This window comes from Phocaeicola coprocola (assembly GCF_041333015.1).
Taxonomy (GTDB): Bacteria; Bacteroidota; Bacteroidia; order Bacteroidales; family Bacteroidaceae; genus Phocaeicola; species Phocaeicola coprocola.
Genome location: NZ_JBGKGM010000004.1, coordinates 701,331 through 728,272, shown reverse-complemented (window position 1 = coordinate 728,272; position 26,942 = coordinate 701,331). Strand labels below are relative to the sequence as shown.

At 40.5% G+C, this 26,942-nt stretch carries 22 protein-coding genes and 1 tRNA gene; 8 read left to right on the top strand and 15 right to left on the bottom strand.

The window, feature by feature from the left end:
- Positions 1 to 50: 50 nt before the first annotated feature.
- The 5 genes from ACDG22_RS13855 to ACDG22_RS13835 are packed head-to-tail and all read right to left on the bottom strand — an operon-like array spanning position 51 to position 5,307.
- Positions 51 to 1,307 carry a hemolysin family protein gene (locus tag ACDG22_RS13855; protein ID WP_270230628.1) on the bottom strand — a complete coding sequence of 419 codons (1,257 nt, stop codon included), beginning with the start codon at positions 1,305 to 1,307 and terminating at the stop codon, positions 51 to 53.
- Positions 1,308 to 1,329: 22 nt separating this feature from the next.
- Entirely contained in the window at positions 1,330 to 1,938 is a 609-nt protein-coding gene (gene lptC, locus ACDG22_RS13850) for an LPS export ABC transporter periplasmic protein LptC (RefSeq protein ID WP_270212263.1), read from the bottom strand.
- A 9-nt stretch (positions 1,939 to 1,947) separates the two neighbouring features.
- Entirely contained in the window at positions 1,948 to 3,309 is a 1,362-nt protein-coding gene (locus ACDG22_RS13845; RefSeq protein WP_270230627.1) for a tetratricopeptide repeat protein, read from the bottom strand.
- Between the two features lie 23 nt (positions 3,310 to 3,332).
- The gene (locus ACDG22_RS13840; RefSeq protein ID WP_007566647.1) at positions 3,333 to 4,592 is read right to left on the bottom strand and encodes an OmpP1/FadL family transporter; all 1,260 of its coding nucleotides are present in this window, start codon (positions 4,590 to 4,592) and stop codon (positions 3,333 to 3,335) included.
- On the bottom strand, positions 4,582 to 5,307 hold the full coding sequence (locus tag ACDG22_RS13835; RefSeq protein ID WP_022126389.1) for a type III pantothenate kinase: 726 nt from the start codon (positions 5,305 to 5,307) through the stop codon (positions 4,582 to 4,584). The genes ACDG22_RS13840 and ACDG22_RS13835 overlap by 11 nt, the downstream gene beginning before the upstream one ends.
- 159 nt (positions 5,308 to 5,466) lie before the next feature.
- On the opposite strand from ACDG22_RS13835, the gene lnb reads away from it, so the two are divergent.
- The 6 genes from lnb (at position 5,467) to ACDG22_RS13805 (ending at position 14,515) form a co-directional block, all read left to right on the top strand.
- Positions 5,467 to 6,639 carry a lipoprotein N-acyltransferase Lnb gene (lnb, locus tag ACDG22_RS13830; RefSeq protein WP_270230626.1) on the top strand — a complete coding sequence of 391 codons (1,173 nt, stop codon included), beginning with the start codon at positions 5,467 to 5,469 and terminating at the stop codon, positions 6,637 to 6,639.
- Positions 6,639 to 8,222 (top strand): alkaline phosphatase family protein, encoded by a 1,584-nt coding sequence (locus ACDG22_RS13825; RefSeq protein WP_270230625.1) that lies wholly within the window; start codon positions 6,639 to 6,641, stop codon positions 8,220 to 8,222. Before lnb ends, ACDG22_RS13825 begins: the two co-directional genes overlap by 1 nt.
- A gap of 104 nt (positions 8,223 to 8,326) precedes the next feature.
- Positions 8,327 to 11,626: a preprotein translocase subunit SecA gene (secA, locus tag ACDG22_RS13820; RefSeq protein WP_007566639.1), complete on the top strand. Its 3,300-nt coding sequence runs from the start codon at positions 8,327 to 8,329 to the stop codon at positions 11,624 to 11,626.
- Between the two features lie 332 nt (positions 11,627 to 11,958).
- Positions 11,959 to 12,948, top strand: a complete 990-nt coding sequence (locus ACDG22_RS13815; protein ID WP_022126393.1) for a DUF6340 family protein — start codon at positions 11,959 to 11,961, stop codon at positions 12,946 to 12,948.
- A gap of 62 nt (positions 12,949 to 13,010) precedes the next feature.
- Complete coding sequence (locus ACDG22_RS13810) at positions 13,011 to 13,460, top strand: hypothetical protein (protein ID WP_040311807.1); 450 nt, start codon at positions 13,011 to 13,013, stop codon at positions 13,458 to 13,460.
- Between the two features lie 56 nt (positions 13,461 to 13,516).
- Positions 13,517 to 14,515: an MBL fold metallo-hydrolase gene (locus tag ACDG22_RS13805; protein WP_022126394.1), complete on the top strand. Its 999-nt coding sequence runs from the start codon at positions 13,517 to 13,519 to the stop codon at positions 14,513 to 14,515.
- A gap of 13 nt (positions 14,516 to 14,528) precedes the next feature.
- Here the strand turns inward: ACDG22_RS13805 and ACDG22_RS13800 are convergent, their stop codons facing one another.
- The 9 genes from ACDG22_RS13800 to hisH form a co-directional block, all read right to left on the bottom strand.
- Positions 14,529 to 14,825, bottom strand: a complete 297-nt coding sequence (locus ACDG22_RS13800; RefSeq protein ID WP_007566626.1) for a DUF4884 domain-containing protein — start codon at positions 14,823 to 14,825, stop codon at positions 14,529 to 14,531.
- Positions 14,826 to 15,016: 191 nt separating this feature from the next.
- Positions 15,017 to 17,659 (bottom strand): valine--tRNA ligase, encoded by a 2,643-nt coding sequence (locus ACDG22_RS13795; RefSeq protein WP_270230623.1) that lies wholly within the window; start codon positions 17,657 to 17,659, stop codon positions 15,017 to 15,019.
- A gap of 231 nt (positions 17,660 to 17,890) precedes the next feature.
- Positions 17,891 to 19,051, bottom strand: coding sequence for a diaminopimelate decarboxylase (gene lysA, locus ACDG22_RS13790; protein WP_007566620.1), 1,161 nt, complete (start codon positions 19,049 to 19,051; stop codon positions 17,891 to 17,893).
- A gap of 79 nt (positions 19,052 to 19,130) precedes the next feature.
- Entirely contained in the window at positions 19,131 to 20,450 is a 1,320-nt protein-coding gene (locus tag ACDG22_RS13785; protein WP_007566617.1) for an aspartate kinase, read from the bottom strand.
- Positions 20,451 to 20,566: 116 nt separating this feature from the next.
- The gene (locus ACDG22_RS13780; RefSeq protein WP_022126398.1) at positions 20,567 to 21,247 is read right to left on the bottom strand and encodes a cell division ATP-binding protein FtsE; all 681 of its coding nucleotides are present in this window, start codon (positions 21,245 to 21,247) and stop codon (positions 20,567 to 20,569) included.
- 4 nt (positions 21,248 to 21,251) lie between these two features.
- Complete coding sequence (hisIE, locus tag ACDG22_RS13775; RefSeq protein WP_007566614.1) at positions 21,252 to 21,863, bottom strand: bifunctional phosphoribosyl-AMP cyclohydrolase/phosphoribosyl-ATP diphosphatase HisIE; 612 nt, start codon at positions 21,861 to 21,863, stop codon at positions 21,252 to 21,254.
- Positions 21,864 to 21,881: 18 nt separating this feature from the next.
- A complete protein-coding gene (hisF, locus tag ACDG22_RS13770; protein ID WP_270230622.1) occupies positions 21,882 to 22,637 on the bottom strand; it encodes an imidazole glycerol phosphate synthase subunit HisF in 756 nt (251 codons plus the stop codon).
- Positions 22,638 to 22,656: 19 nt separating this feature from the next.
- A complete protein-coding gene (hisA, locus tag ACDG22_RS13765; protein WP_007566610.1) occupies positions 22,657 to 23,376 on the bottom strand; it encodes a 1-(5-phosphoribosyl)-5-[(5-phosphoribosylamino)methylideneamino]imidazole-4-carboxamide isomerase in 720 nt (239 codons plus the stop codon).
- Between the two features lie 30 nt (positions 23,377 to 23,406).
- Positions 23,407 to 23,997, bottom strand: coding sequence for an imidazole glycerol phosphate synthase subunit HisH (hisH, locus tag ACDG22_RS13760; RefSeq protein WP_007566608.1), 591 nt, complete (start codon positions 23,995 to 23,997; stop codon positions 23,407 to 23,409).
- A gap of 252 nt (positions 23,998 to 24,249) precedes the next feature.
- Here hisH and ACDG22_RS13755 point away from each other — a divergent pair.
- Positions 24,250 to 24,323, top strand: a tRNA-Asp gene (locus tag ACDG22_RS13755).
- A gap of 280 nt (positions 24,324 to 24,603) precedes the next feature.
- Here the strand turns inward: ACDG22_RS13755 and ACDG22_RS13750 are convergent.
- Positions 24,604 to 25,092, bottom strand: coding sequence for a hypothetical protein (locus ACDG22_RS13750; protein ID WP_270666700.1), 489 nt, complete (start codon positions 25,090 to 25,092; stop codon positions 24,604 to 24,606).
- Between the two features lie 209 nt (positions 25,093 to 25,301).
- On the opposite strand from ACDG22_RS13750, the gene ACDG22_RS13745 reads away from it, so the two are divergent.
- Positions 25,302 to 26,471, top strand: a complete 1,170-nt coding sequence (locus tag ACDG22_RS13745) for a site-specific integrase (RefSeq protein ID WP_270231176.1) — start codon at positions 25,302 to 25,304, stop codon at positions 26,469 to 26,471.
- Positions 26,472 to 26,942 lie beyond the last annotated feature (471 nt).

The following is a 26,942-nucleotide window of genomic DNA, read 5'->3' as shown; positions in this document are numbered from 1 at the left end:
GTAGGCTCTTTTTTACTGAAAATTTTTTATTTTAAGACGTTTTAGCTTACTTATTTGGTGACTTTTAGCTTGACTAACTCAATTTTTGTAGCTGTAACTTTTATAATTTTAAATTGAAATTCTCCTATTGTTATAGTTTCGTGTACTTTAGGGAAACTTTGGTATTCGTGTAAAATAAGTCCGCCTATTGTTTGGTATTCATCGCTTTCCGGTAATTTTAATCCAAATTCTTCATTGGCTTTTTCTATTTCCAAACGACCGGAGAAAATATATTCATTTTCCCCAATATTCTTAGCAATACTAGAGTTTGTATCATGTTCATCCTCTATGTCACCGAATATTTGTTCTACCAGATCCTCCATAGAAACCAATCCGGATGTTCCTCCGAATTCGTCTACGACTATTGCCAATGAACGTTTCTGCTGCATAAGCTGTTTCATCAGCTTATGCGCACTCATTGTTTCTGGTATGATAGGTATGGTACGTATATGCTTGCGCCAGTCGGTAAGTGGTTTGAACATTTCAGATGAGTGTATATAGCCGATGACATTGTCTATATCTTCTTTATATACAATTACTTTACTTATGCCATGTTCTATGAACTCTGCTTTTAGTTCATCAAGTGTTGCGTTCATTTCTACTGCAATAATTTCAGTTCGTGGAACCATGCAGTCGCGTACTCGAATATTCGAAAAGTCGAGGGCGTTTTGAAAAATCTTTATTTCGGTGTCTATTGCATCCTGATCTTGTACCTTTTCGATACTGCTTTGTATGAAATAATCCAGATCTATTTTCGTGAAAGCTTTTTCCTTGGTTTCCTTATTGATTTTTGTCCCAGTAAAATAAAGGAAACAAGTAGAAAGGAAGGATGCAAAACGGCTGATAGGATACAAAATAAGATAACAGATAAATGTTGGCACTGCAAATATACGCAGGGTACTGTTAGGGCTTATTTTGAATAGTGTTTTGGGAAGAAATTCTCCTGTAACGAGGATGATGGCTGTAGAAATCAGAGTTTCTATTGTAACCAGCATGGCTTGGTTGCTGATGATATTTATCAAGATGTATTGCTCTATCAGTTGTGCCATCCAGATTCCGTAAACAACAAGTGCTATGTTGTTCCCTACTAGCATGGTAGAGATAAAATTATTCGGGTTCCGATAAAAAATGGATAAAATACGTGCTTGCATACCACTTCCTTTTTCCATTTCGAACCGTAACTTGTTAGAAGAAACAAAGGCTATCTCCATTCCTGAAAAGAATGCAGAAAAAATCATTGATATAAGTAGTTTTATAATAAGTCCCATATATAAATTGGTACATCTTTTTCTAGTTCTTGGTCGTATCGGCAGGTGTTGTATCTTCTACTGTAAAAATTCCTGTATTATTGAATATCTGATATTCTGTCATTTGCTGGTTGGATTCGAATCCATATCCTGTCAGAACCTTGTCAGGTTGTTCGATACGTATGAATTGGTCGGAATATATTCTTTCCTTCCCCTGATCCCAATACATCAGTTGGGTATCAAATTTATCACCGCGCTGACTGCGGATGTGTACATTGCTGCGAAGTTCCCATAACTTCTTTGGTTCATAGTAATAGGCAGTGTCTGCCTTTATGCTAGCATCGATATGAAAAAGGGTATCGAACTTTTCTAGATAAATACCTTTTTCGAACGCCCAAAATGGCGTATCAACTTCACTGAAAATCAGCCATTCGGCTGTAATAATTTTATAACGGATCATACCAGAGTCGGATATAAATGTTGTAACTCCGGTAGTACGCATGTCTGGTAGAGAGTCTTCTTTGCTGACAGCTTCTGCCAATTCTTTCTTTTTGCTACATGCAGGCAATAAAATAAACATAACAGTTACCCAAATGGCAACTGTTATGTTTAAAATCATTATATGTTTTTTATTGGTCACTCTATATGACATATAAAGTTATTATCTGATAGTTGTTGTTTCACCAATCCATCCACCGATAGTTACTGAATCACCTTTCTTCAGACCCAGGAAGAACAAGTCTTCATCTTTCGGAGTATATGCTGAATAGCTACCGATCAGTTTGTTAGCTTCTTCTGCAACACTTGGATCTACGCTCTTTGCGCGTTGCAATTTGTCGATTGCTGCAAAGTAAGTACATTTATTCAAAGCTGCTTCATCGCCCCAGTTTGGACTTGCTGCATACATCTGAGCAATCAAGATATAAGCTTTACCCATGTTAGCGTTAAGAGAAAGAGCTTTGTTTGCATACTGTCTTGCTTTGCCATATAATTTCTGGCTCATAATAGCAACTGCTGCCTTGTAGCAGTTTTCTGCTTTTTCCATTGGATCTTGTTCCAATTCAATAGCTTGATCGAAATAGCCTACACTCTTATCGATGTCACCTTTCTTGTAATACATGTAACCACATCCCAAAGCTGTTGCTGCTGCCGGTTCGATAGCGTGAGCTGCTTCAGATGCTTCGAAGTAAGCTTCTTCGTTTGTACATTTCAATATCTGCATTACAGCGATAACCTGTTTCAAATAATCCAGATTTGATTTATTCTGTGCAACCTTCGGACCATAGATAGACTGCATGTCTTCACAAGTAGCAGTACCACTATTGATGAAGTAAGCATCTACGTTGTCTTTTGCTGTTTTTAAAAGCTTTTTAGTCTTTTCTGATTTAGTTGCTTTATATGCAGCATCAGCATAACCTGAAACAGCCAGATAATCCTGAATGAAATTTTCTTTGTGGTTTGTATCAGCTTTCAGCTTGCGCAAAGACAAGTCCATCATATCTTGGAACATGAAATAGTCTGCATTTTCTTTTTCCAGATCAACGGCTTCTTTTTCAATGCTATAAGCACTGTTCACGTCGAGATTCTTGCCTGAAAATACAATCATGTCGTGAGCTTTCATACCCAAAATAGATCCTTTTGTGGTCGGAGTACGTACCAGACCATTCAGTTGGTCAAGATATTTGATACGTTGATCGTGTACGGTCATTAACTCATTCAGATAAGTTTTTTGCTGAGCAGCATCTTTAGATTCAGCAATCAAGGCACGAAGAATTTTTGCACCGTTTGTATAAGTTCCTACCTGTGCCAATGGCGCTTCTGTGAATACAGCTTTCCAAGGAGTATATGCATCCTTGAAGTTGTTTGTTTTTACATATTCAGTATAAATACTGATGTTCTGGAGGCAACGGAGGCTGTCTTCTCCATGTCCAAAACGAGAACCATCTTCCACTCCTTTTTGAGCGAAAACTGCTGTTGCGCTCAATGAAAGCGCAGCCAACATTGTAAACATCTTCATTTTCATCGTATATAAATTTAGTTATTTTGTTAGTTAACTTTCCACTTCATGAACCAATGTTCATTGAATGTCAGACCGATTTTTATGACAAAACGGTTTTCTGACAGCATATTTGGAACAGATGGAGTAACATGAACATATTGACCTGTCACATTTAAGATGGTATTCCGCTGGAATAATTGGAGAGGAAGACCAAATCCTGCACTGATTCCATATTCAGAAGGTCCGTCGCATTGGGGGAGTTTCAGATATGAGCTCTTGTAGTAACCTCCTGCGCGATAACGTATACGTTTCAGATAACTTCTTCCTATAGGATTGGGCAAGTATTCTACACCTGCTGCTATTTTACTGCGATCATTATATGCATCTGTCGAATTTTCATATTTTACTTTCGACCATTTTTCGAGAGAGTAATCAACTCCAAAGGTAAGGCTTTGAGCATGGTTATATGCCAAACCTGCACCAAAGGTATGAGGAATACCATATGAATCATTGATTACATGTTCGTTTACAGAAGAGTAACTGGAGTTGTCTGTTACTTGTATACCTCTAGTATCAGTGGAGTTGAGTGTATGTCCTAATCCATAAACCAATCCGAGCGTCAACTTGTCAGACTTGTTAATCTTCTGAGTATATTGTAAACCAAAGTCAGCGACGTAGCTGTTCACCTTTATATTATTATATACATTAGTCTGGTCACTGCTTACACTAAAACCTTTGGTTGACTGATATTGCAATGTTCCATAGATATATCCGGCATTCACACCGATAGAAAGATTATCAAGCACTTTAAAGCCTAATCCTCCAGTTATTTGTTGCAAACCTCCGTCACCATAGAAAAGATTTGTAGCTGTTACATCTTCAGCACCTTCTACTGGTTGTGTAGTTGTAAAATTATAACCTAAAGTAGAATATGGGGTGAAAGCAATTGCCATACCTAGTCTTGGGTGCAATCGGAACTGCATTGCAATATAGTCAAAACTAGAGTTTTTGGCATTATTCTTTATTCCATTTTCCTGAAAGTTTGAACTTTTAAGGCTCATGCCTACATCAAACATGAATGAGAGGGAATCTACAGCTGTGAACGATGCCGGATTTAACATATTGATATGTCCGCTATTTCGGAGCGCATAGCCAACTCCTCCCATAGCGGCATTATTGGCAAAACCTCGGTCAGACAGTTCTCCCAATCCATATCGTGTATAGGGAGAATTAATGCTAGACTGAGCTAAAGCCGATAAAGAGCCGGCAAGCATCAGAGTGCCGATTAGTGCTTTCTTATTTAACATTGTAATTTAAAATTCTGTTTAAACCTTTCAATACTAAAAATCTATCTGCAAAGATGATACTTTTTAAGTTTGTATCAAAAGAAAATTTATCTCCGCCAGTTAAAAAAACCAAAAGGTCAGGATATTTCTTTTGCATTAGCGTTATGTAACCGCTTATTTCGAACTCCATTCCTTTAATTACACCGGCTCGTATAGCAGTTTCGGTGCTGTATCCGAATTCGGGTAAATCTCCTCCTTTCTCTATTAAAGGAAGTTTGTCGCAGCACGCGTTCAAGGCCTTGAAGCGAGTATATATACCCGGTGAAATGTTTCCTCCCCAATAACGTCCTTTTGCGTCGATGAATTCATACGTCAGGGCTGTTCCTGCATCAATAACTAGCAGATCTCTGTTTGGGCAAAGGTAATTGGCGCCAACTACGGCAGCCAGTCGGTCCATGCCTAGAGTTTCCGGTGTTTTGTATAAATTTTCTATCGGAACCGGAGTGCGATAGGTTAATTCAAGAAAGGGTACTGATTGTTTTGCCAGTTGCTTGCGTATTGTGTTACTTAAAGTAATAACGGAGGCTATAATCCCTTTTTCAATGGGATATTTATTGCACAGCATTGTCAAACAGTCTAAAGAGTGGTTTGATCCTCTCAGAACCTCTACCACTTCTTCCTTGTCGAATACAGCAAGCTTGGCTACTGTATTACCTATATCGATTACTAAATTCACTTCTTTATTCTGTTATTATGCTGCAAAGTAAAGTAAAAAATGAATAGGTATAGTAATAAAACGATGATTTTATTCAGAAGTTATCAATAATTAGCCGTATTTTTGTGCCCGAAACAGAATAAATGTTGTAAAAAATTGGGTTTTATTTTACTGAAATTTATGTCAAGGCTTAAATATTTCATCTTTTGTTTGTTTATGGGAGTGGCTTTTTCTGTGCAGAGTCAAAGTACGGATAGTATTCGTTTTAGCTTGCTGACTTGTGCTCCTGGAACCGAAATATATTCTTTATTTGGACATACGGCTATACGCTATGAAAATTATACGCGGCGTATAGATGTTGCATTCAATTATGGAATGTTTAGCTTTAATACACCAAATTTTATTTTCCGTTTTGTTGCCGGCGAAACAGATTACCAGTTGGGCATTACTCCTTATTCTTATTTTGAAGCAGAATATGCAATGCGTGGGTCTTCTGTCTACCAGCAAGTGCTAAACTTGACTCAATCGGAAAAGGAACGTTTGCTAACGATTCTGGAAAATAATTATTTACCTGAGAATCGTATATACCGTTATAACTATTTCTATGATAATTGTACTACTCGTGCACGTGACAAGATAGAGGAATGTATAGAAGGAAAGGTCGTTTATCCTGATTCTCTGTCGGGCAAGAGTTATCGTAGTATTGTACATGAATTTACTGCCGGTTCTCCGTGGAATGAATTTGGTATTGACTTATGTTTAGGGGCAGAAGCTGATAAGGAGATAAATAAACGTCAGCAGATGTTCTCTCCTTTTTATATGAAATATTATGCTTCGAATGCTTATATAGTAGATGCTGGAGGTACTCGTCGTCCTTTGATTCTTGATGAAACTAAAATTGTGGATGTTGAACCAGAGGAAGTTCAACCGGGTTTTATTTTATCACCGTTGATGTGTGGAGCTTTGTTTTTAGCATTATGTGTGGTGATGGCATGGGGGCAATGGAAAACTCAACGAATCTGGTGGGGATGGGATATTGTGCTTTATGGACTTCAAGGATTGGCTGGATGTATCATTGCATTCTTGTTTTTCTTTTCAGTTCACCCAACTGTAGGTTCTAACTGGCTGCTTATTTTATTCAATCCGATTCCCTTGTTGTATCTTCCTTTTATGGTTTATAAGGCTGTAAAACGCAAGAAAGACTATTATCATGTCGGAAATATGGTGTATTTAACACTTTTTATAACCATTCTTCCATTTTGTGGGCAAGAATTTAATTTAACAGTATTACCTTTGGCACTCGGTTTGCTAGTGACTTCTGCAAGCCATGTATTAGTTTGGAATAAAAAGTAATGAAAGAACGTATATTAACATCGCTGATAGCGGCATTTGTGATAACAAGTCTTCAGGCACAAACGACTCCTGCTGTGCCGAGGTTGGTTGTGGGCTTAACCATAGATCAACTTCGTTCTGACTATATTGAAGCTTTCTCGGCTTTATATGGTGAAAGGGGTTTTAAGCGTTTGATGAGAGAGGGGAGAGTTTATTGCAATGCAGAATATGATTTTATAAATATAGATCGTTCTTCGGCTGTAGCTTCTATATATACAGGTACTACTCCTTATTATAATGGAGTTGTCGGTAACCGTTGGATGGACCGTGCTTCTTTACGTATTATAAAAAGTGTGGATGATCCTGCTTATATGGGAGTATATACTTCTGAAAGCACTTCACCTCAGCATTTGTTGGTTTCAACTTTATCAGATGAGCTGATGGTAGCTACTTGTGGAAATGCAGAGGTATACTCTATTGCTCCTACCCGAGAAATGGCTGTGTTGGCAGCCGGGCATGCTGCTAAAGGGGCTTTTTGGTTGAATGATGAAACAGGAAAGTGGAGTGGCTCTACTTATTACGGCTCGTTTCCGGAGTGGGTGACTACATATAATGACCGCGACGGTTTGGATTTTCGCATCGGGAATCTTGTATGGGGGCCTTATCTGCCTGTTACGTCTTATAAATATGTCACTTCTGATGCAAAGCAGCTTACTTTCAAGCATGATTTTTCTGATGAGCGAACTGAAAAATATAAAAAGTTCAAAACCAGTCCTTATGCAAATGACGAGGTAAACAAACTGGTTGATGCTTGTCTGACATATACTAATGTCGGGAAAGATAATGTTCCTGACTTGCTTACATTGTCATATTACGCAGGAAATTATGCTCATATGTCCAACGCAGAGTATGCTATGGAAATTCAGGACATGTATGTTCGTTTGGATAACAGCATAGGTGACTTGTTGGATTTAATAGACCGTAAAGTAGGGCTGAACAATACGTTGTTTTTTATAACATCTACTGGTTATACTGACGTTGACCCTAAAGACCCTGAACAATATAAGATACCTGGCGGAGAGTTTCATATCAAGCGCTGTGGGGCTTTGTTGAATATGTATCTCATGGCTATTTATGGGCCGGGACAGTATGTTGAGACTTACTATGATCGTCAGATTTATTTGAATCATAAACTTATTGAAGATAAAAAGCTGAATCTTACAGAGATATTAAACCGCTCTTCCGACTTTATTGTACAGATGAGTGGAGTTCGTTCTGCTTATTCTTCACAACGTTTGTTGCTTGGTGCATGGACCCCTCGTATTGATAAGATCAGAAATACTTTCAATCCGCATCTTTCTGGTGATATTTATATAGAAGTAATGCCAGGATGGTCTGTTGTGGATGAGTATTCTCAAGTTACGAAGGTGGTGCGCGACAACTACTCGTCTGCTCCTTTGATTTTTATCGGTAATAACATAAAGCCGGAAATCCTTTACACTCCGGTGAAAATGGCGACTATTGCTCCTACAATAGCTCATTTTATGCGCATTCGGGCCCCCAATGCTGCAACAGCTGCCCCTCTGACGGGCATCCGTAAATAAATTATATACTCAGACAACAAAGAAAATCAGTAAATTAGTTATCTTTGTGCGTCGGAATACCGAATAAATAAATCAATTAGAAATAATAAAAATAACAATATACAATGGGATTTAATGAATTTATAAGCAAACTTTTTGGTAATAAGGCTACTCGCGATATGAAAGAAATTCAGCCGTGGGTGAATAAAGTAAAAGAAGTCTATCCGGAGATTGCTAAGTTGAGTCACGATGAATTACGTGCGAAAACAGAGGAGCTGAAAAAGTATATCAAAGAATCAGCTGTTGAAGAAAACAAGAAGATAGAAGAGCTGAAAGCTACTATCGAAACTACAGATATTGAAAAGCGTGAGCCTATCTTCTCACAGATAGACAAGCTGGAAAAAGAAGTTCTTGAAAAATATGAAAAAGCTTTGAATGATGTGCTTCCTACTGCTTTTGCAATAGTGAAAGATACAGCACGTCGTTTGAGTGAGAACGAAGAAATAGAAGTAACTGCTACTGAAATGGACCGTAATCTGGCTGCTCAGGGCAAAGACTTCGTTCGTATAGAAGGTGATAAGGCTATTTGGAAGAATCATTGGGTTGCAGGTGGTAATGAAATGACCTGGAACATGGTTCATTACGATGTACAGCTGTTTGGTGGTGTAGTTTTGCACCAGGGAAAAATTGCTGAAATGGCAACCGGTGAAGGTAAGACATTGGTAGCTACTCTTCCGGTATTCTTAAATGCATTGACAGGAAATGGTGTACATGTAGTCACAGTGAACGATTATTTGGCTAAGCGTGACTCTGAATGGATGGGACCGCTTTATATGTTCCATGGTTTGAGCGTAGACTGCATTGATAAGCACCAGCCTAACTCTGAGGCTCGTCGTCGTGCTTACATGGCAGATATTACATTTGGTACAAATAATGAATTTGGTTTCGACTACTTGCGTGATAATATGGCTGTCAGCCCTAGAGATCTTGTACAGCGTAAGCACAATTACGCAATTGTCGATGAGGTGGACTCTGTATTGATTGATGATGCACGTACTCCGTTGATTATTTCAGGTCCTGTTCCTAAGGGCGATGAACAGTTGTTCGAAGTACTTCGTCCGCTGGTAGAACGTCTGGTAGAGGCACAGCGTAAATTGGCTACTCAATATCTTGCTGATGCAAAACGTCTGATTGCTTCTGATAAGAAAGAAGATGTAGAGGCCGGTTTCCTTGCTCTGTTCCGTAGCCATAAAGCATTACCTAAGAATAAGCCACTTATTAAATACCTGAGTGAGCCGGGTATCAAGGCTGGTATGTTGAAGACAGAGGAAATCTACATGGAACAGAACAACAAGCGTATGCCGGAAGCGGTAGAGCCGTTGTACTTCGTAATCGACGAAAAACTGAAGAGTGTAGATTTGACAGATAAGGGTGTTGATTTGATTACTGGTAATTCGCAGGATCCTACTCTTTTCGTTTTGCCTGATATTGCAGGACAACTTTCTGCTTTGGAAAATGAAACAGGACTGAGCGATGAAGAAAAGCTTGCAAAGAAAGACGAACTGCTTACTAACTTTGCTATTAAGTCAGAACGTGTTCACACCATCAACCAGCTGTTGAAAGCATATACCATGTTCGAAAAGGATACTGACTACGTTGTAATGGACGGACAGGTTAAGATCGTTGACGAACAGACAGGACGTATTATGGATGGTCGTCGTTGGAGTGACGGTTTGCATCAGGCTGTAGAAGCGAAAGAAGGTGTTAAGATTGAAGCTGCTACTCAGACATTCGCTACTATCACCTTGCAGAACTACTTCCGTATGTATCACAAACTTTCTGGTATGACCGGTACTGCTGAAACAGAAGCAGGAGAGTTCTGGGATATCTATAAACTGGATGTTGTGGTAATTCCGACTAACCGTCCGATTGCACGTATTGACATGAACGACCGTGTATATAAGACTAAGCGTGAAAAATATAAAGCGGTCATCGAAGAAATCGAAAAGATGGTTCAGGCAGGACGTCCAGTACTGGTAGGTACTACTTCAGTCGAAATTTCTGAAATGTTGAGTAAGATGCTTACTTTGCGTAAGATTCAACATAATGTCCTGAATGCGAAGTTGCATCAGAAAGAAGCTGACATTGTAGCGAAGGCTGGTCAGAGTTCGACTGTAACTATCGCTACTAACATGGCAGGTCGTGGTACTGATATTAAGTTGAGTCCGGAAGTTAAAGCTGCCGGAGGTTTGGCTATCATTGGTACAGAACGTCATGAATCACGTCGTGTAGACCGTCAGTTGCGTGGTCGTGCAGGACGTCAGGGTGACCCGGGCTCTTCTGTATTCTTTGTATCTTTGGAAGATGATTTGATGCGTTTGTTTGCTTCCGATCGTCTTGCTAACTGGATGGATAAGATGGGATTCAAGGAAGGAGAAATGATCGAACACAGCATGATTTCCAAATCCATCGAACGTGCCCAGAAGAAAGTGGAAGAAAATAACTTCGGTATCCGTAAGCGTCTGCTTGAATACGATGATGTGATGAATAAGCAACGTACCGTAGTTTACACGAAGCGTCGTCATGCTTTGATGGGTGAACGTATCGGTATGGATATTGTCGACATGATTTGGGATCGTTGTGTCAATGCTGTTGAACAACCTGATTACGAAGATGTGAAGATGGAAATTCTTCAGACACTGGCTATGGAGACTCCGTTCAGTGAAGAAGACTTCCGTAACAAGAAGAAAGAGGATTTGGCAGAACAGACTTTCCAGGAAGCTATGACATTGTTTAAGCGTAAAACGGAACGTATGGCTGCTATAGCTAATCCGGTAATTAAGCAAGTGTACGAAGCACAGGGACATATGTATGAAAACATTATGATTCCTATCACCGATGGCAAGCGTATGTATAATATTTCTGTAAACTTGAAAGAAGCATACGAAACAGAATCTAAGGCTATCGTGAAGGCTTTTGAAAAAGCTATTTTGCTTCACACTATTGATGATGCATGGAAGGAAAATCTGCGTGAACTGGATGAATTGAAACATTCTGTACAGAACGCAAGCTACGAACAGAAGGATCCGCTGTTGATTTTCAAGCTTGAATCTGTTACTTTGTTCGATAATATGGTTGGCAAGATCAACAATAATACGATTTCTATCTTGATGCGCGGACAGATACCTGTTCAGGAACCACAGCAAGTGCGTGAAGCTGCTCCGGAACCAGAACGCCCTCGTCAGCAGTATCGTGAAGAAAAGCAGGATTTGAATGATCCAGACCAGCAGGCTGCAGCCGGACGTGATACACGCGAAGCAAAACAGGAACCATATCGTGCTGAAAAAACAGTAGGTCGTAATGATCCTTGTCCTTGCGGTAGTGGCTTGAAGTACAAAAACTGCCACGGACGTGATAAAGTGTAAGTTTTGACTGAGAAATAAATAAAGTTTGAGAATGTCATTCTTCGGGTGTGAACTCGTGGGATGACATTCTTTTTTTCTTTATACTCTCTACAATATTTTTCTTTGGTGCTGATAAATGCTTATTTATTTGTACAAAAATGATGAAAGTTTGTACAGAAAAAAATAAAATATCACGATGTTTTCTTGAAAAGATGATGAATTTTTTTTGTTTATTGGTATTGAATGTCATCTGTTAATGAGTGATGTTACAAATCTTAATATGTGTATCTAAATTTTTTCGTTTAAATTCTTTTTTATAGCTTTGTTTCGTTAGAGTTTTATTTAAATAGACTATGATGAAAATATATACTTTGTGTGCTGTTGCACTGATGTGCTGCCTTGCATCGTGTAGTTCGATACAAACTTTGACGTTCGATCAGTTGTGTCCGGCTACAGTGAATTTTCCCGAACGAGTTAGAAATGTTGCGGTCGTTAATAATATGCCTGCTACTCCAGAAGCCAAAAGGACTTTGCTGACATTGGGAGAAATGAATGGAAATGGTAAGAAATCGGCAGAAATGCTGGCTTCTTCATTGGCCGATTCCAAATATTTTAATCAGGTGATGATTTGTGATTCGGCTTTAAATGATACTCATTTTGCAGGTAGACGGATTCTTACTCAGAAAGAAGTGCAGCAACTCGCTGGTGAACTTGATGCTGACCTTATTTTTTCATTGGATCAGGTCGGTATCCAGACTGAGCGTGATGAACTTGTTTATCCGGGGATTGCTGCATCATGGCCGGTTATTAAAGCAAAAGTTACTCCTGTTTTAAGCATTTATCTACCGGAGCGTGAAAGACCGATACAGGTGATTGCTAAAACAGACAGTTTGCAGTGGGATGCAGGCTTGGCTCCTTCAGACAGGCAGATGCAGGAGGAAGCAGCTTCATATGCTGCATATATGCTTACCCAGATGCTGGTGCCTTACTGGAAACAAACAGAACGTATATATTATGACGGTGGTTGTGTAGAAATGCGTGATGCAGCTGTTTGTGTAAGAGAAAACGACTGGCAGGGTGCATACGATTTATGGAAATCACTGTTCGATCATAGCAAATCGAATAAGCTGAAAATAAAGTCAGCTTTTAATCTGGCTTTGGCTTCTGAAATGCAAGGTGACTTACCTCAAGCTGAAAAATGGATGAAAGAGGTTGAAAAACGAGTAACTGCCGGGTCAGACGAAGAAGCAGTGTGGAAGTTTTATGCCGCACAGTTGGCAGAAAGGTCGAAAGATTTTCCTTATTTAAATGCCCAAATGGGCCGTTTTGGAAACAAATTCTAGTATTATCTGTTGCGCGAAAGATTTTTTTTGTACATTTGAGGTAATAAAATTCGATAAACATGATGAACATTAGTGAACAGTCGCACGCTTCTATAGCTTCTGCTCTGGAAGAAGCTCTCAGCAGATATGCTGTGAAAAATGATAGTTCGGTAGTAACAGATATTCATTTGCAGCCAAAACAAGATAGCGGAGAACTAGTTGTCTTCAACGATGATGATGAAGAACTGGCACGTGCCGTTATTGCTGAATGGGTGGATTATGATGGAGAAGACTTTTATACAGAAGTCGAGCCATTGCTCCGTGCGGAAGTTACAGCATTGAAAAATGAAAAAGGTCTGGACAAGCTTTGCCTGATGAAGCCTTATTCGTTTGTACTAGTAGATGAAGAAAAGGAAACTGTTTCGGAACTTTTGCTTATAGACGATGAGGACACTTTATTGCTAAGCGATGAGTTGTTGAAAGGACTTGATGAAGAACTGGATGCCTTCTTGAAAGATTTGCTGGAAAAATAATCAGTAAATCTATCTGCTTCTAGAAAAAATATCGGTGACTTATCAAATTTAATACTATGGGGGAGCGCATTACCTTTCGTAAAAATGAGCGTCTGCATACGATTAATCCCCGTTGGAGAGGAAATCCAATTGTTAAGGGGAAGTTTTTCAATCGTCAGCATCGCTGGCGTCCGGGAATGGGTAGTGTGCTTAAATGGCGTTTTTCCCCCAATCCGCAGCGTAAGGAAAAAAGAACGATAAAATGGAATCCGAAGGTTCATTTTCTTCGTTCTTTGGATGCTGTAGTGGGTAATACATTGATATGGCTTGGTCATAACTCTTTTTTCCTGCAGGTAGGAGGAAAGCGTTTTATGATAGATCCTGTATATGGAAGTATTCCTTTCGTAAAGCGTAGAAGCCAGTTTCCTGCCAATCCTTCCATATTTACTAATATTGATTATCTGCTTATCAGCCACGATCATTTCGATCATTTGGACAAACCGAGTGTGGCTCGTCTTTTTGCCGATAATCCGCAGATGAAACTGTTTTGTGGTATTGGTACGGGTGCTTTGATAAAGAGCTGGTTCCCGACAATGGAAGTGATTGAGGCTGCGTGGTATCAACAGCATCGTGATGGCGACTTGCGATTGACGTTTCTGCCGGCACAGCATTGGAGCAAGCGTGGAGTAAACGATGGGGGAGAACGGTTGTGGGGGGCTTTTATGATAGAAGCCGATGGTATTACAATCTACAACAGTGGTGATACAGGATATGCCCGTCATTTCAGCGAACTTCCGGAACTGTTTCCACATATCGATTATTGCATGATAGGAATAGGTGCGTATAAGCCGCGTTGGTTTATGAAGCCTAATCATATATCACCCTATGATGCACTTACAGCTTCGACAGATATGAATGCCCGTATCACCGTACCGATGCATTACGGTACGTTCGATCTTTCAGACGAGCCTTTGTTCGATCCTCCTCATGTCTTTGCAGCAGAAGCTCGTAAGCGAGATATGCCCGTTCTGCTTCCTGAACTGGGAGAAATTGTCAAGCTCAGTCATCAGCGCTAATTCTGAGAGATTTTTATTTTCCCGTTTCTTTAGGTGCTATTATCAGATTATCTTTGGGTACGACGATGGTCCGTTGGGCTGTCGAGTCATTGTTTATGCTGGTTACTTCGCCTTTTGTGGTAAAGTATACATAATTTCCCATGTCATAAAAACGGTAAACTTTTACTCCATCGTGTTCGAACAGGTAACTTATAGTATATGTATCGTTATTCTGAGGTGCTTTGTTCTGAATAGGTATTCCTACGCCACAGGAGGAGAATATCATGGAACACAGAGAAATAAGGCCTGTATAAAATAAACTTGCTTTCATGCTTAAAAGTTTGGGGTTATTCGTTTTCACAAATATATCCAAAATTCTGATTATACAGGAGTTTATGGCTGGAATTTATTTTATAGCAGTATGCTGAAAGGAGTTTATCTGAGGAAATGAATGGGGAATAAAAAAACTTGAAGCAGGTTTGATGTATTCCTGCTTCAAGTTTATTATAGAGGGTATTTAATTTACTTTTTCAGTGCAGCAATGCTTTCTTTCAATGCGGCAATCTTAGTTTCAGCATCAGCTTGTTTTTTACGTTCCATTTCAATAACGTTTGCCGGTGCCTTGCTTACAAATTTTTCATTGTTCAGTTTCTTCAATACGCTCTGTAAGAATCCTTCCTGATACTTCAGGTCTGCTTCCAGCTTCTTCAGTTCTTCTTCTACGTCGATAAGATTACCCAGCGGTATGAAGTATTCTGTTGTACCTACCATGAATGAAGCAGCACCTTCTGGCTTACTTTCTACTACAGTTACAGCAGAGAGGTTTGCCATCTTCTTCACAACCTCTGCATATGCCATCAGCTGAGTGTTTTCTCCAAGTACGAGCATTTCGAGTACTTCTTTCTGTGCAATGTTTTTCTGCAAGCGGATGTTGCGGATACCTGAAATGATTTCTTTCAGCTGATCGAATGCATTGCAAAGTTCGTTGGCTGCCTGTAAGTCACGACCGCAGAAAGTTTCCAGCTGAGCAACCATGATACTTTCTCCCGGTTTGCGATCGTAAATATGCTGCCACAATTCTTCTGTAATGAATGGCATAAACGGATGAAGCTGACGCAACAGAACATCGAAGAAATGTAATGTAGATTCGTATGTCTTTTTGTCGATAGGCTGACCGTATGCAGGTTTTACCATTTCCAGATACCAGCTTGAGAATTCATCCCAGAACAGTTTGTAAACCAGCATCAGCGCTTCGCTCAAACGATATTTGCTAAACAAGTCGTCCATTTCGGCAGAAACCTTAACCAGCAGGTTATCGAACCATTCGGTTGCCAGCTTAGCATATTCCGGCTGTTCGATGTCGGCTACTTGCCAGCCTTTTACCAGACGGAAAGCATTCCATATCTTGTTGTTGAAGTTACGTCCTTGTTCACACAGTGCATCGTCGAACAAGATATCGTTTCCGGCAGGTGCAGAAAGCATCATTCCCATACGTACACCGTCAGCACCATATTGCTCTATCAAATCCAGCGGATCGGGTGAGTTACCCAATGATTTTGACATCTTGCGTCCAATCTTATCGCGTACGATACCGGTGAAATATACATTCTTAAACGGCATATCGCCCATGTATTCATAGCCGGCCATAATCATACGTGCTACCCAGAAGAAAATGATATCCGGACCAGTTACCAGGTCGGAGGTAGGATAGTAGTATTTGATTTCTTCATTACCCGGATTGTTGATACCGTCGAAGAGTGAGATAGGCCACAACCATGAAGAGAACCAAGTATCCAGACAGTCGTCATCCTGACGCAAGTCTTCTACTTTCAGATTTTGGTTGCCGGTTTTTTCTTTAGCCAGTTCCAAAGCCTTTTCAGGAGTTTCGGCTACTACAAAGCCACCTTCTGGCAAGTAATAAGCCGGAATACGGTGACCCCACCACAACTGACGGCTGATACACCAGTCTTTGATGTTTTCCAACCAGTTGCGATATGTATTTTTATATTTAGCAGGGTAGAACTTCAGTTCGTCGTTCATTACAGGAGGCAAAGCCATGTCTGCAAAGTGCTGCATGCGCAGGAACCACTGCATAGAAAGTTTCGGCTCGATAGCTACGTTGGTGCGTTCAGAGAAACCTACCTTATTGGTGTAAGCTTCTACCTTTTCCAGCAAGTCGGCAGCAGCCAGGTCTTTTTCAATCTGTTCACGAACATCAAAGCGATCCATGCCTACGTACATACCAGCAGCTTCGCTGATAGTTCCGTTGTCGTTGAAAATATCGATAGAAGGCAGGTTGTATTTTTCTCCCAGCATATAGTCGTTTACATCGTGTGCCGGAGTTACTTTCAGACAACCGGTACCAAACTCAATGTCTACATAGTCATCTTCGATAACCGGAATGACACGTCCAACCAGCGGAACGATTACTTTCTTACCTTTCAGCCACTGGTTTTTCGGGTCGTTTGGATTGATACACATTGCAGTATCACCCATAATTGTTTCAGGACGTGTAGTAGCTACTACTGCATATCTGCCTTCCGGATCGCCTTCTACTTTGTAGCGCAGATAGAAAAGTTTACTGTGTTCTTCTTTGTAAATAACTTCTTCATCGCTGAGGGCAGTCAAAGCTTTCGGGTCCCAGTTTACCATACGTACACCGCGGTAAATCAACCCTTTATTGTATAAGTCAGCGAAAACTTTAATAACACTTTCGCTACGTTTTTCATCCATTGTGAAAGCAGTGCGGTCCCAATCGCATGAAGCACCCAGTTTACGGAGCTGCTTCAAGATAATGCCTCCGTGTTCTTCGGTCCATGCCCATGCGTGTTTCAAGAACTCTTCGCGGGTAAGGTCGGTTTTCTTTATACCCTGTTGAGCCAGTTTGTTTACTACTTTAGCTTCTGTTGCAATAGAAGCGTGGTCTGTTCCCGGAACCCAGCAGGCATTTTTGCCAGTCATACGGGCGCGGCGTACCAGAATATCCTGAATGGTATTGTTAAGCATGTGTCCCATGTGGAGCACTCCGGTTACGTTTGGCGGCGGAATCACGACGGTATACGGTTGGCGTCCGTCGGGTTTAGAACTGAAAAGTTTATTGTCCAGCCAATACTGGTACCATTTCCCTTCCACATCAGCGGGATTGTACTTACTTGCTAATTCCATTTTTCTATATCGTTTTTAAATGTTTGTTTTTATACGTTTTAGGTTGCAAAATTAATAAAAGTAGTTGGATTTCTGATATTATGCCCTGAAAAACGTCTTTCTATGGCTGTATAAAATTTTACCCCTTCATACCAGTCAGCGTATGAAGGGGTAAAAACGGCTGCATACCTGGGTTAGTATGCAGTTTTTTATAAAGAATATAAACTTTTTTCTTAGTTACCTTCCGTTTTCTTAAATCAATTCGTCGGAAGTGTATCCCTGAGGCAATGTGCGGCAGTTATAGCCTGAAGCCATAATTTCACCGTAAGCTCCGGCAGAACGGAGTGCGATAAGATCGCCTCGTTTCACACGGTTCAGGTCGATAGCTTTGCCGAAAACATCAGATGATTCACAGATAGGACCTACTACATCATAAGTTTCGTTCGGTTCTTCGGAAGTAATGTTCTCTATCTTATGATAAGCCTGGTAGAGAGCCGGACGGATAAGGTCGGTCATACCTCCATCGACAATAGCAAACTGTTTGTTTGTTCCCTGTTTTACGTAGATAACTTTAGTGATAAGACTTCCGCACTGACCTACTACAGAACGTCCCAATTCGAAGTGTAATGTCTGTTGCGGACGCAGCTTCAGATGTTTATGATAAGTAGCGAAATAATCAGCAAAGTCGGGGATAGGCTGGCGGTTCGGATGAGCATAGTCTATACCAAGTCCACCACCGACATTGATATGTTCTACGATGATCTGGCGTGCGTAAAGTTTTTCCTGCAAATCGTTTATGCGATTACACAGAGCTACAAAGTCTCCCATATCCAGAATTTGTGAACCGATATGGAAGTGCAAGCCTACAAACTTCACATTGTTCATTTCGAGTGCACGGTCTATCACCTTATCCATGTCTTGCATGCTGATACCAAACTTGTTCTCTGCAAGTCCGGTGGTAATATTGGCATGGGTATGTGCGCCGACATCCGGATTGATGCGGAAAGCTACTCGGGCAATTTTTCCTTTTGCTGCTGCCAGTTCGTTGATTACTTCCAGTTCTGGAACAGACTCTACATTAAAGCAGAAAATGTCGTGATCTAGTCCCAGGTTTATTTCACGGTCGGTTTTCCCGACTCCTGCATACACAATTTTGCTTGCTGGGAATCCTGCTTTGATTGCTGCTGCAATTTCACCTCCACTTACACAGTCTGCTCCCAGTCCATGCTCACGGATAATGCTCAACACCTTTGGATTAGCATTAGCTTTAATTGCATAGTGCACACAAAACTTATTGTATTTGGCAGCCTCTGTACGGATTACGTTTAACGTATCTCTCAGCAGGTTTGCATCATAATAATAAAACGGGGTTTCCAGTTCGCGGAATTTATTGATGGGAAATGTTCCTTTCATATACTGTAAAGAATTAAGTTGTAAAAAAAACGGACGATGCGATTCGAATATAACCGTATCATCCGTTTTCTTTTGATGATTATTTATTATTAAATAAAACGTCGCTTAATGATTGCAGTGCTGTCTTCTTATCCGATTCTCGAATCAGGAACGAAATGTTGTAATTGCTTCCTCCAAACGAAATCATACGTACAGGAATGTTACGCATTGCCTGGATAGCTTTTGCTTCAAATCCGATATTTTCCCATTCCAGATCTCCCACAACGCAAACGATACACATGTCATGGTCTACGGTTACAGTACCATATTTCTTCAGGTCGTTTACGATTTCATTCAGATGTTTGGTATTGTCAATAGACATCGATACACCTACTTCAGAGGTACAAACCATATCGATGGGTGTCTGGTAGCTTTCGAAAATTTCGAATACTTTACGCAAGAAACCGTGAGCCAGTAACATACGGCTTGACTTGATCTTGATAGCAGTGATATTGTCTTTTGCTGCAACAGCTTTAATCTTACCTTTTTCAGTTTCGTTTGAGATAAGTGTACCCGGTGCACTTGGTTCCATTGTGTTGAGCAGACGTACCGGAATATTAGCATATTTGGCAGGTTGCACACAAGTCGGGTGCAGAATCTTAGCTCCGAAGTATGCCAGTTCTGCAGCTTCTTCGAAGTGAAGCTGACGTACCGGAGAAGTTTTGTCTACCACGCGCGGATCATTATCGTGCATTCCGTCAATATCAGTCCATATCTGGATTTCTGAAGCGTTTACAGCTGCACCGATAAGAGAAGCAGTATAATCACTACCTCCACGTTGCAAGTTGTCTATTTCTCCGTAAGCATTGCGGCAGATAAATCCTTGTGTAATATATATTTCCTGTCCAGGATTTGCTTCAAGCTGTAAAGCCAATTTCTCGCGGATGTAGTTTAAGTCGGGTTCGCTGTTTTTGTCTGTGCGCATAAATTCCAAAGCCGGAATCAAAACCGCTTTCACGCCTTGTTCGCAGAGATAATTAGTTACCATGTTGGTAGAAATGATTTCTCCCTGTGCAAGAATAACTTTTTCTTCGAACAGTGTAAATATATCCTTTGTGAAAGATCGGATGTAGTCGAATACCGATTTTACGAACTCCAGAGTCTTCTGTTTATACTCTTCGGTAGAGAAAAGTTCATCAATATGCTGTTTATATTTTGCTTCCAGCTTATTGACTACTTCGTTTGCTCCTTCGGGATTTTTCTTGTATAGATAATCCGAAATTTCAACCAGTGTGTTGGTTGTACCCGACATTGCAGACAATACTACTATTTTCTGCTCGCCATCAGTAATTAATTTGGCAACATCTTTCATTCTCTGTGCAGAGCCTACTGATGTTCCTCCAAACTTTAAGACTTTCATTTCTAGTTTCGAATTTTAATTGTTCTATAAAATACTCTTTCTTTTGGGCGCAAAGATACGAATATTTTATGGTTCTTTTTAATAATGATAATAAAATCTCTAACAATTTGTCTTTTTTAGTATTCACTTGCTTCGCGCAACTGATGTTGTCCGCAACAGTATACTTTTCCTGGAAACTCGCTTAAAAGGTTCAGGTTGTGGGTTGTCATGATGATAGCCGTACCCTGTGTACATATTTCCTGAAGCAATTTGACGATGTTTCTGCCTGTCTCTACATCCAGGTTTCCGGTAGGTTCATCAGCCAGGATTATTTCAGGCTTGTTCAATATTGCACGTGCTATGACGATACGCTGCTGTTCGCCGCCTGAGAGTTCATTTGGCATCTTGTAGCCTTTGTTTTCCATGCCTACCAGACGTAATACTTCTTCAATGCGACTTTCTCTTTCTGAAAATTGCTTCCAGCCTGTAGCACGCAGTACGAAATCCAGATTATCGTATACAGTACGGTCGGTCAGAAGCTGGAAATCCTGAAATACGATGCCCAGTTTCCGTCGTAGGCTGGCAATATTTTTTTGCTTGATGGTACGCATATCGTAACCCAATACAGTTGCTTCTCCTTCGCATATATCCAGTTCACCGTATATGGTTTTCAGGAAAGTCGACTTACCGGTACCCACTTTTCCTATCAGGTAGACGAACTCACCTTTTTTCAGTTCAAAGTTTACATTGTTCAGTATGCCTAGCTCCTGCTGGTTGATATCTACATTTTTATAACTTATGAGTGGTTGGTCTTCCATAAAATCAATGTTTCTTCCAGTTTTCGCTGTGGCGTTCTTTTAATTCGCGTGCTAAATCTTCAATGCGGTAACCTTTCGATGTCAGCAGTACGATAAGGTGATAAAGCAAGTCGGCTCCTTCATAAATCAGGCGTTCGTCTGTTCCGTTGCATGCTTCGATGATTGTTTCTACTGCTTCTTCGCCTACTTTCTGAGCCATTTTGTTGACTCCCGATTTGAAAAGACTTGTCGTATAAGATTTCTCAGGCATTTCTTCATGACGTTTGTCGATGAAGTCTTGCAACTCTTTCAGGAACATAATATCCTGTTCGTTCTTTTCACCCCAACAAGTATCTGCTCCTGTATGACAAACTGGTCCTGCAGGATTTACCTTTATCAGCAGCGTGTCATTGTCGCAGTCGGCCGCAATGGAAACTACATGCAGGAAATTACCGCTTTCTTCACCTTTTGTCCATAATCTGTTTTTGGTGCGGCTAAAGAATGTGACTTTTCCAGTTTCCACTGTTTTATTGTATGCTTCTTCATTCATGAATCCCAGCATCAGTACCTTTTGGGTATAATTATCTTGAATGATGGCAGGAACAAGTCCGTTCATCTTCTCAAAATCTAAATCCATATTTTATATATTTTAAAGTTAAACTCTAACGTTGATTCCTTCTTTGCAAAGGTATGCTTTTAATTCGGGAATAGGAATCTCACCGAAATGAAAAACGCTGGCGGCTAGTGCTGCATCCGCTTTTCCGATAGTAAAAGCATCTCTAAAGTGCTCCTTGCTTCCTGCTCCTCCCGAAGCGATGACGGGAATGGTCAGTATTTGGCTCAGTTGGGACAGGGCATCATTGGCGTAACCGTTTTTTACTCCATCATGGTCCATACTTGTGAACAATATTTCTCCTGCTCCGCGTTCATTGGCTTCCCGAGCCCATTCAAAAAGATTCCGGTCCGTTTCTTTCCTGCCGCCGTTCAGGTAACATTTCCACCCGTCTGCTGTTTGCTTGGCGTCGATTGCTACTACGCATACTTGAGAGCCAAAGTGAGAGGCTATGTCATCTATCAACTGTGGATTGCGGATAGCCGAAGAATTGATGGAGATTTTATCAGCTCCGGCGCTGAGCAGACAATCTACATCGCTTAATTCATGGATGCCTCCTCCCACCGTGAAAGGTATGCTGATATGTGCGGCAATACGTTTTACCAGGTCGGTAAAGGTTTTTCGTCCTTCGTGACTGGCTGTTATATCCAGATATACCAGTTCGTCAGCCCCTTGTTCGCTGTATATCTTTCCTAGCTCTACAGGATCACCGGCTTGTCGGAGATTTACAAAATTCGTTCCCTTTACGGTTTGTCCGTCTTTGATATCCAGACATGGGATAATTCGTTTTGCTAACATATATATTGTACTATTTTATTTAAAGATAACGGCTTAACTCTCTCAGTGAAATTTTACCTTCGTACAAAGCCTTTCCTACAACTACAGCAGGTATACCTGATTCGTGTAGCTTCAGAATATCATCAATATTGCTTACGCCTCCGCTTGCTATCAGATGTATATCGGGAAAGGCAGCCATAATATCTTTGTAAAGTGGAGTAGAGGGACCTTCCAGCATTCCATCGCGGCTAATGTCAGTACAGAGCACTTTGTTGATACCTTTTTCTATATAGTTTTTAAGAAACGGCATTAGTTCTTGAGTACTCTCTTCCTTCCATCCGCTAATAGCTATCTTGTTGTCTTTTACATCGGCTCCGAGTATTATTTTCTCTTCACCATATTTTTCTAACCACTGGCAAAATAATTCGGGTTGTTTTACGGCTATGCTTCCCAATGTAACCATCTGAGCTCCGTTGTCGAAAGCAATGACAAGATCTTCATCACTTTTTACACCTCCTCCGAAATCGATTATCAAAGATGTCTGACTTGCAATTCTGTCAAGAACTCGATAATTTACTACATGATGTGAAGCTGCTCCATCCAGATCGACTACATGCAAGCGGCTTATTCCGTAAGCTTCGAATTCCTTGGCAACTTCTACCGGATTTTCGTTATATACCTTTTGTGAGTCATACTTACCTTGTGAAAGACGTACACATTTTCCGTCAATGATATCTATGGCAGGAATAAATTCTATCATAATATTATTTATATCGTTGGAGAACAATGTTTATAAATCGAGAAAATTTGTGAGAATTCTTTCTCCGTTTTTACCACTTTTCTCAGGATGAAACTGTGTTGCATAAAAGTTATCTTTATGCAATGCAGAACTGTAAGGCAGAATGTAGTCTGTCTGAGCAGCCGTGCAGTCGTTCAGAGGAACGTAGTAACTATGTACGAAGTAGACATATTCTTCGCGGTTGAACCCCCGGAACAGATCACTATTGGTATGTGAAATTGTATTCCATCCCATGTGTGGAATTTTGTCCTCATGTTTTAGAGGTTGGAAACGTTTTACTTCAGCATCAAATATACCCAGACAGTCTACATTTCCTTCTTCCGAATGTTTACACATCAGCTGCATGCCCAGACAAATTCCCAATACAGGTTGTTTCAGTTCTTTTATAAGTCTGTCAAGTTGATTATCCCGTAAATATTGCATGGTATTGCGTGCTTCTCCTACTCCAGGAAAAATAATCTTGTCTGCCTTTAGCAGCAATTCCTTGTCTGCTGTTATGACAGGAGTTATTCCCAGACGGCGTAGGGCATAATCTACGGAAAATATATTGCCAGCATTGTATTTTATGATAGCTACATTCATTCTTTTATTTTATTTGTATTTTTGCAAAAGTAACGAAATATTGTGAACTTCCTAATATTTCTGACAAAAAGTTCATTGTATGCATCTGGTTGTAACAAGTTTTCTCTAAAATGTGCAATATTTAGGCTTTTAAGCATGTCTGTTGGTGAGAAAAAATAAAGAATTTACAAGCAAACTATTGCAGATTAAGGAAAATGTACTACCTTTGCAACCGCAATCGAGAGAGATAGCAAAATTAAGAATAAAAATAATGGTGCGTTAGTTCAGTTGGTTAGAATACATGCCTGTCACGCATGGGGTCACGGGTTCGAGTCCCGTACGCACCGCTGAGACTCAAGGACAACTGAGAGTCTGAAAGCGACAAAGTCCACAATTTCAATGAATTGTGGACTTTTTTGTATTCGTATGCTCGGCATGAGTATTAGCTAACGGGTGCAAGTCCCCAATGAGCCCTAATAGCGGGAATCATACAGCCAAAAGCAAGGGTGTCCATCGCGAGTTGGAATCTGAAAGAAGCTGGCGGCAAACATCTGGTCTGACGAACAGAAACTTCATATAAGGCATATGACCGTGGGTAAGGTTGCGAAACAAACTAAAGCCCTATAGCTATTCGGGACGGTTAGTGTAAATGGAGCAGACATAAGATTGAAAGTTAATACCCTTATCCGAGGAGGTCTCACGGACATATGGTGAGGATGAATGATTCGAAGTACCATGATGGAGTAAAGCTTGCCGTGAGAAGTCAGCAGAGGTCGTAGTACCCAAGGCATGTATGCCTATAGGGAAGGACCAAACTTTATTTAAACGGCATAACTGAAAACTACCGTTTGTTGGAACGAATGCATAAAACCAAAACAGAAGTATTGGGCTACCTTTAAAGAGATAGGACGGAATCCGAAGGGTATAAAGGAGCGCAGACCTACAAATGGATGGTTGAAGAAGATGTCGTGGAAGTGTCTTTCGAAGAATACGAAAGGCATCCATAGTAAAGAACCGCCGTATGCCGAACGGCACGTACGGTGGTGTGAGAGGTCGGAAAACGAAAGTAGGAAGAAAACTACTTCGTTTTCCTCCTACTCGATTGCAAGTGCCAATCCAAGGACATCAAATAGCCCACTTCGGACAAAGTTCCGTTACCAAATCGTTACAGAAAAATTGCCGTCTGATTATTGTAACGATTTTCATGCTAACTCACTGATTTGTCCGCTGTTGTCTCAATTTTGTCTGCTCATAATTCAATTAATAACCTTTCCTTTGTGACATTGTGTAACGATTGTAACGAAGGATATAAAACAGATACAGTTATGAGCAAAAGTACATTCAAAATTCTCTTCTATCTGAGAAAGAACTACGTGAACAAAGAAGGTAAGGCGAGCATTATGATTCGTATCACCGTAAACGGGGAAATGTCACAATTCAGTTCAAAACTGGATGTGGAGCCTCGTCTGTGGGACACCAAACTGGGACGTTTGTCAGGGAACGGAGCGAAAGCAAGGCAGGTGAACAACATGCTTGATGACATACGTACCGCATTGAACAACCACTACCGCTATATAGAATCAAGGGATTCCTTTGTGACTGCCGAGAAGGTAAGAAACGCTTTTCTCGGATATGAGGTGAAGCAACAGACCTTACTGGAGCTTTTCAAACAACACAATGAGGATGCAGAAAAACTTTGCGGCATCAGTAAAGCTCCTGCTACTCTTGTGAAATATGACCGAACTTACAGGCGGTTGGAAGAGTTCATGAAAGTAAAATATAGAATATCAGATATAGCGCTTCGGGAAATAGACCATAAGTTTGTGACAGATTTTGAGTTCTATCTAAGAACAGTGAGCCGATGTAATGAAAACACGACAGGAAAGTTCATGCAGATATTCCGTAAAATTGTTTTAATAGCCAAAAATAACGGATGGATAACAGTTGACCCGTTTGCCAATTATCATATCCACATGAAAGCTGTGGACCGCGGTTATCTGACGGAAGAAGAATTGGAACGCATTCTGAAAAAGGATTTTCAGTCACAAAGGCTGGAACAGGTACGGGACATATTTATATTCTCGTGCTTTACGGGGCTTGCTTACATTGATGTTTATAACCTGAAAAAAGAAAACATTTGTACATCATTTGACGGTAGCAAATGGTTGAAGCTACATCGTCAGAAAACTGCCACTCCGGTAAACCTTCCACTTCTGAAAATTCCGCTGGCGATATTGGAAAAATACGAAGGAAAGTTAAAAAACAATCGTGTGTTACCTGTATTGAGCAATCAGAAAGCAAACTCTTACCTGAAAGAGATTGCTGATTTGTGTGGAATTAAAAAAAATATTACCTTTCACCTGGCAAGACACACATTTGCGACAACAACCACATTGTCTAAAGGTGTGCCGATTGAAACGGTATCTAAATTATTAGGACATACGAATATAAAGACTACCCAAATATACGCGCGTGCGCCCAGAATGGTCGCTTAATAAATACTTCTTTAGCAAGAAGTTAGGATTGGGTTCGATATAATCCTATCGTCAATCAGTTTATCCAAAGGGGAAACCCGATGGGGAGTGTAGCATACTGATTAAAGCTCCAAGTCCACTAATAGTCAGGTGGCGACTGAGGGGCAAGACGAAAAGACATACATAAGGATGAAGCCTTGATTGGTTGAATGATAGTTCAGTGGTACCAAATCTTGCAACAACGGAAGACTATTATACATACGTTGTTTCATAGTACTCTGCCTATTTTGTGCGTTAGTGCAGAGCATAAAGAACCGACTATGACACAGCCGCAATAAGCGGACAAGAACGAAAGTCGCATCCGACAGTATGTCGTGCTAATAGTTATTAAGAGAACTAACTGGGGATTACCTAAGTCGGAACGCTGGAACAAACAGCTATAAAGAAAGCTTTTGAATATCCGATATGGTAACGGAACTTCCGTAGTAGTCC

Excerpts from the sequence above, each read along its gene's own strand:
- ACDG22_RS13745 (WP_270231176.1), top strand. The coding sequence starts at position 25,302 with ATGAGCAAAAGTACATTCAAAATTCTCTTCTATCTGAGAAAGAACTAC.
- ACDG22_RS13785 (WP_007566617.1), bottom strand. The coding sequence starts at position 20,450 with ATGAAAGTCTTAAAGTTTGGAGGAACATCAGTAGGCTCTGCACAGAGA.
- ACDG22_RS13825 (WP_270230625.1), top strand. The coding sequence starts at position 6,639 with ATGAAAGAACGTATATTAACATCGCTGATAGCGGCATTTGTGATAACA.
- secA (WP_007566639.1), top strand. The coding sequence starts at position 8,327 with ATGGGATTTAATGAATTTATAAGCAAACTTTTTGGTAATAAGGCTACT.
- lnb (WP_270230626.1), top strand. The coding sequence starts at position 5,467 with ATGTCAAGGCTTAAATATTTCATCTTTTGTTTGTTTATGGGAGTGGCT.
- ACDG22_RS13845 (WP_270230627.1), bottom strand. The coding sequence starts at position 3,309 with ATGAAAATGAAGATGTTTACAATGTTGGCTGCGCTTTCATTGAGCGCA.
- ACDG22_RS13855 (WP_270230628.1), bottom strand. The coding sequence starts at position 1,307 with ATGGGACTTATTATAAAACTACTTATATCAATGATTTTTTCTGCATTC.
- lptC (WP_270212263.1), bottom strand. The coding sequence starts at position 1,938 with ATGTCATATAGAGTGACCAATAAAAAACATATAATGATTTTAAACATA.
- ACDG22_RS13810 (WP_040311807.1), top strand. The coding sequence starts at position 13,011 with ATGAACATTAGTGAACAGTCGCACGCTTCTATAGCTTCTGCTCTGGAA.
- hisA (WP_007566610.1), bottom strand. The coding sequence starts at position 23,376 with ATGATAGAATTTATTCCTGCCATAGATATCATTGACGGAAAATGTGTA.
- ACDG22_RS13795 (WP_270230623.1), bottom strand. The coding sequence starts at position 17,659 with ATGGAATTAGCAAGTAAGTACAATCCCGCTGATGTGGAAGGGAAATGG.
- lysA (WP_007566620.1), bottom strand. The coding sequence starts at position 19,051 with ATGAAAGGAACATTTCCCATCAATAAATTCCGCGAACTGGAAACCCCG.
- hisH (WP_007566608.1), bottom strand. The coding sequence starts at position 23,997 with ATGAATGTAGCTATCATAAAATACAATGCTGGCAATATATTTTCCGTA.
- ACDG22_RS13800 (WP_007566626.1), bottom strand. The coding sequence starts at position 14,825 with ATGAAAGCAAGTTTATTTTATACAGGCCTTATTTCTCTGTGTTCCATG.
- ACDG22_RS13840 (WP_007566647.1), bottom strand. The coding sequence starts at position 4,592 with ATGTTAAATAAGAAAGCACTAATCGGCACTCTGATGCTTGCCGGCTCT.
- ACDG22_RS13780 (WP_022126398.1), bottom strand. The coding sequence starts at position 21,247 with ATGGAAGACCAACCACTCATAAGTTATAAAAATGTAGATATCAACCAG.
- ACDG22_RS13815 (WP_022126393.1), top strand. The coding sequence starts at position 11,959 with ATGATGAAAATATATACTTTGTGTGCTGTTGCACTGATGTGCTGCCTT.
- hisF (WP_270230622.1), bottom strand. The coding sequence starts at position 22,637 with ATGTTAGCAAAACGAATTATCCCATGTCTGGATATCAAAGACGGACAA.
- ACDG22_RS13805 (WP_022126394.1), top strand. The coding sequence starts at position 13,517 with ATGGGGGAGCGCATTACCTTTCGTAAAAATGAGCGTCTGCATACGATT.
- hisIE (WP_007566614.1), bottom strand. The coding sequence starts at position 21,863 with ATGGATTTAGATTTTGAGAAGATGAACGGACTTGTTCCTGCCATCATT.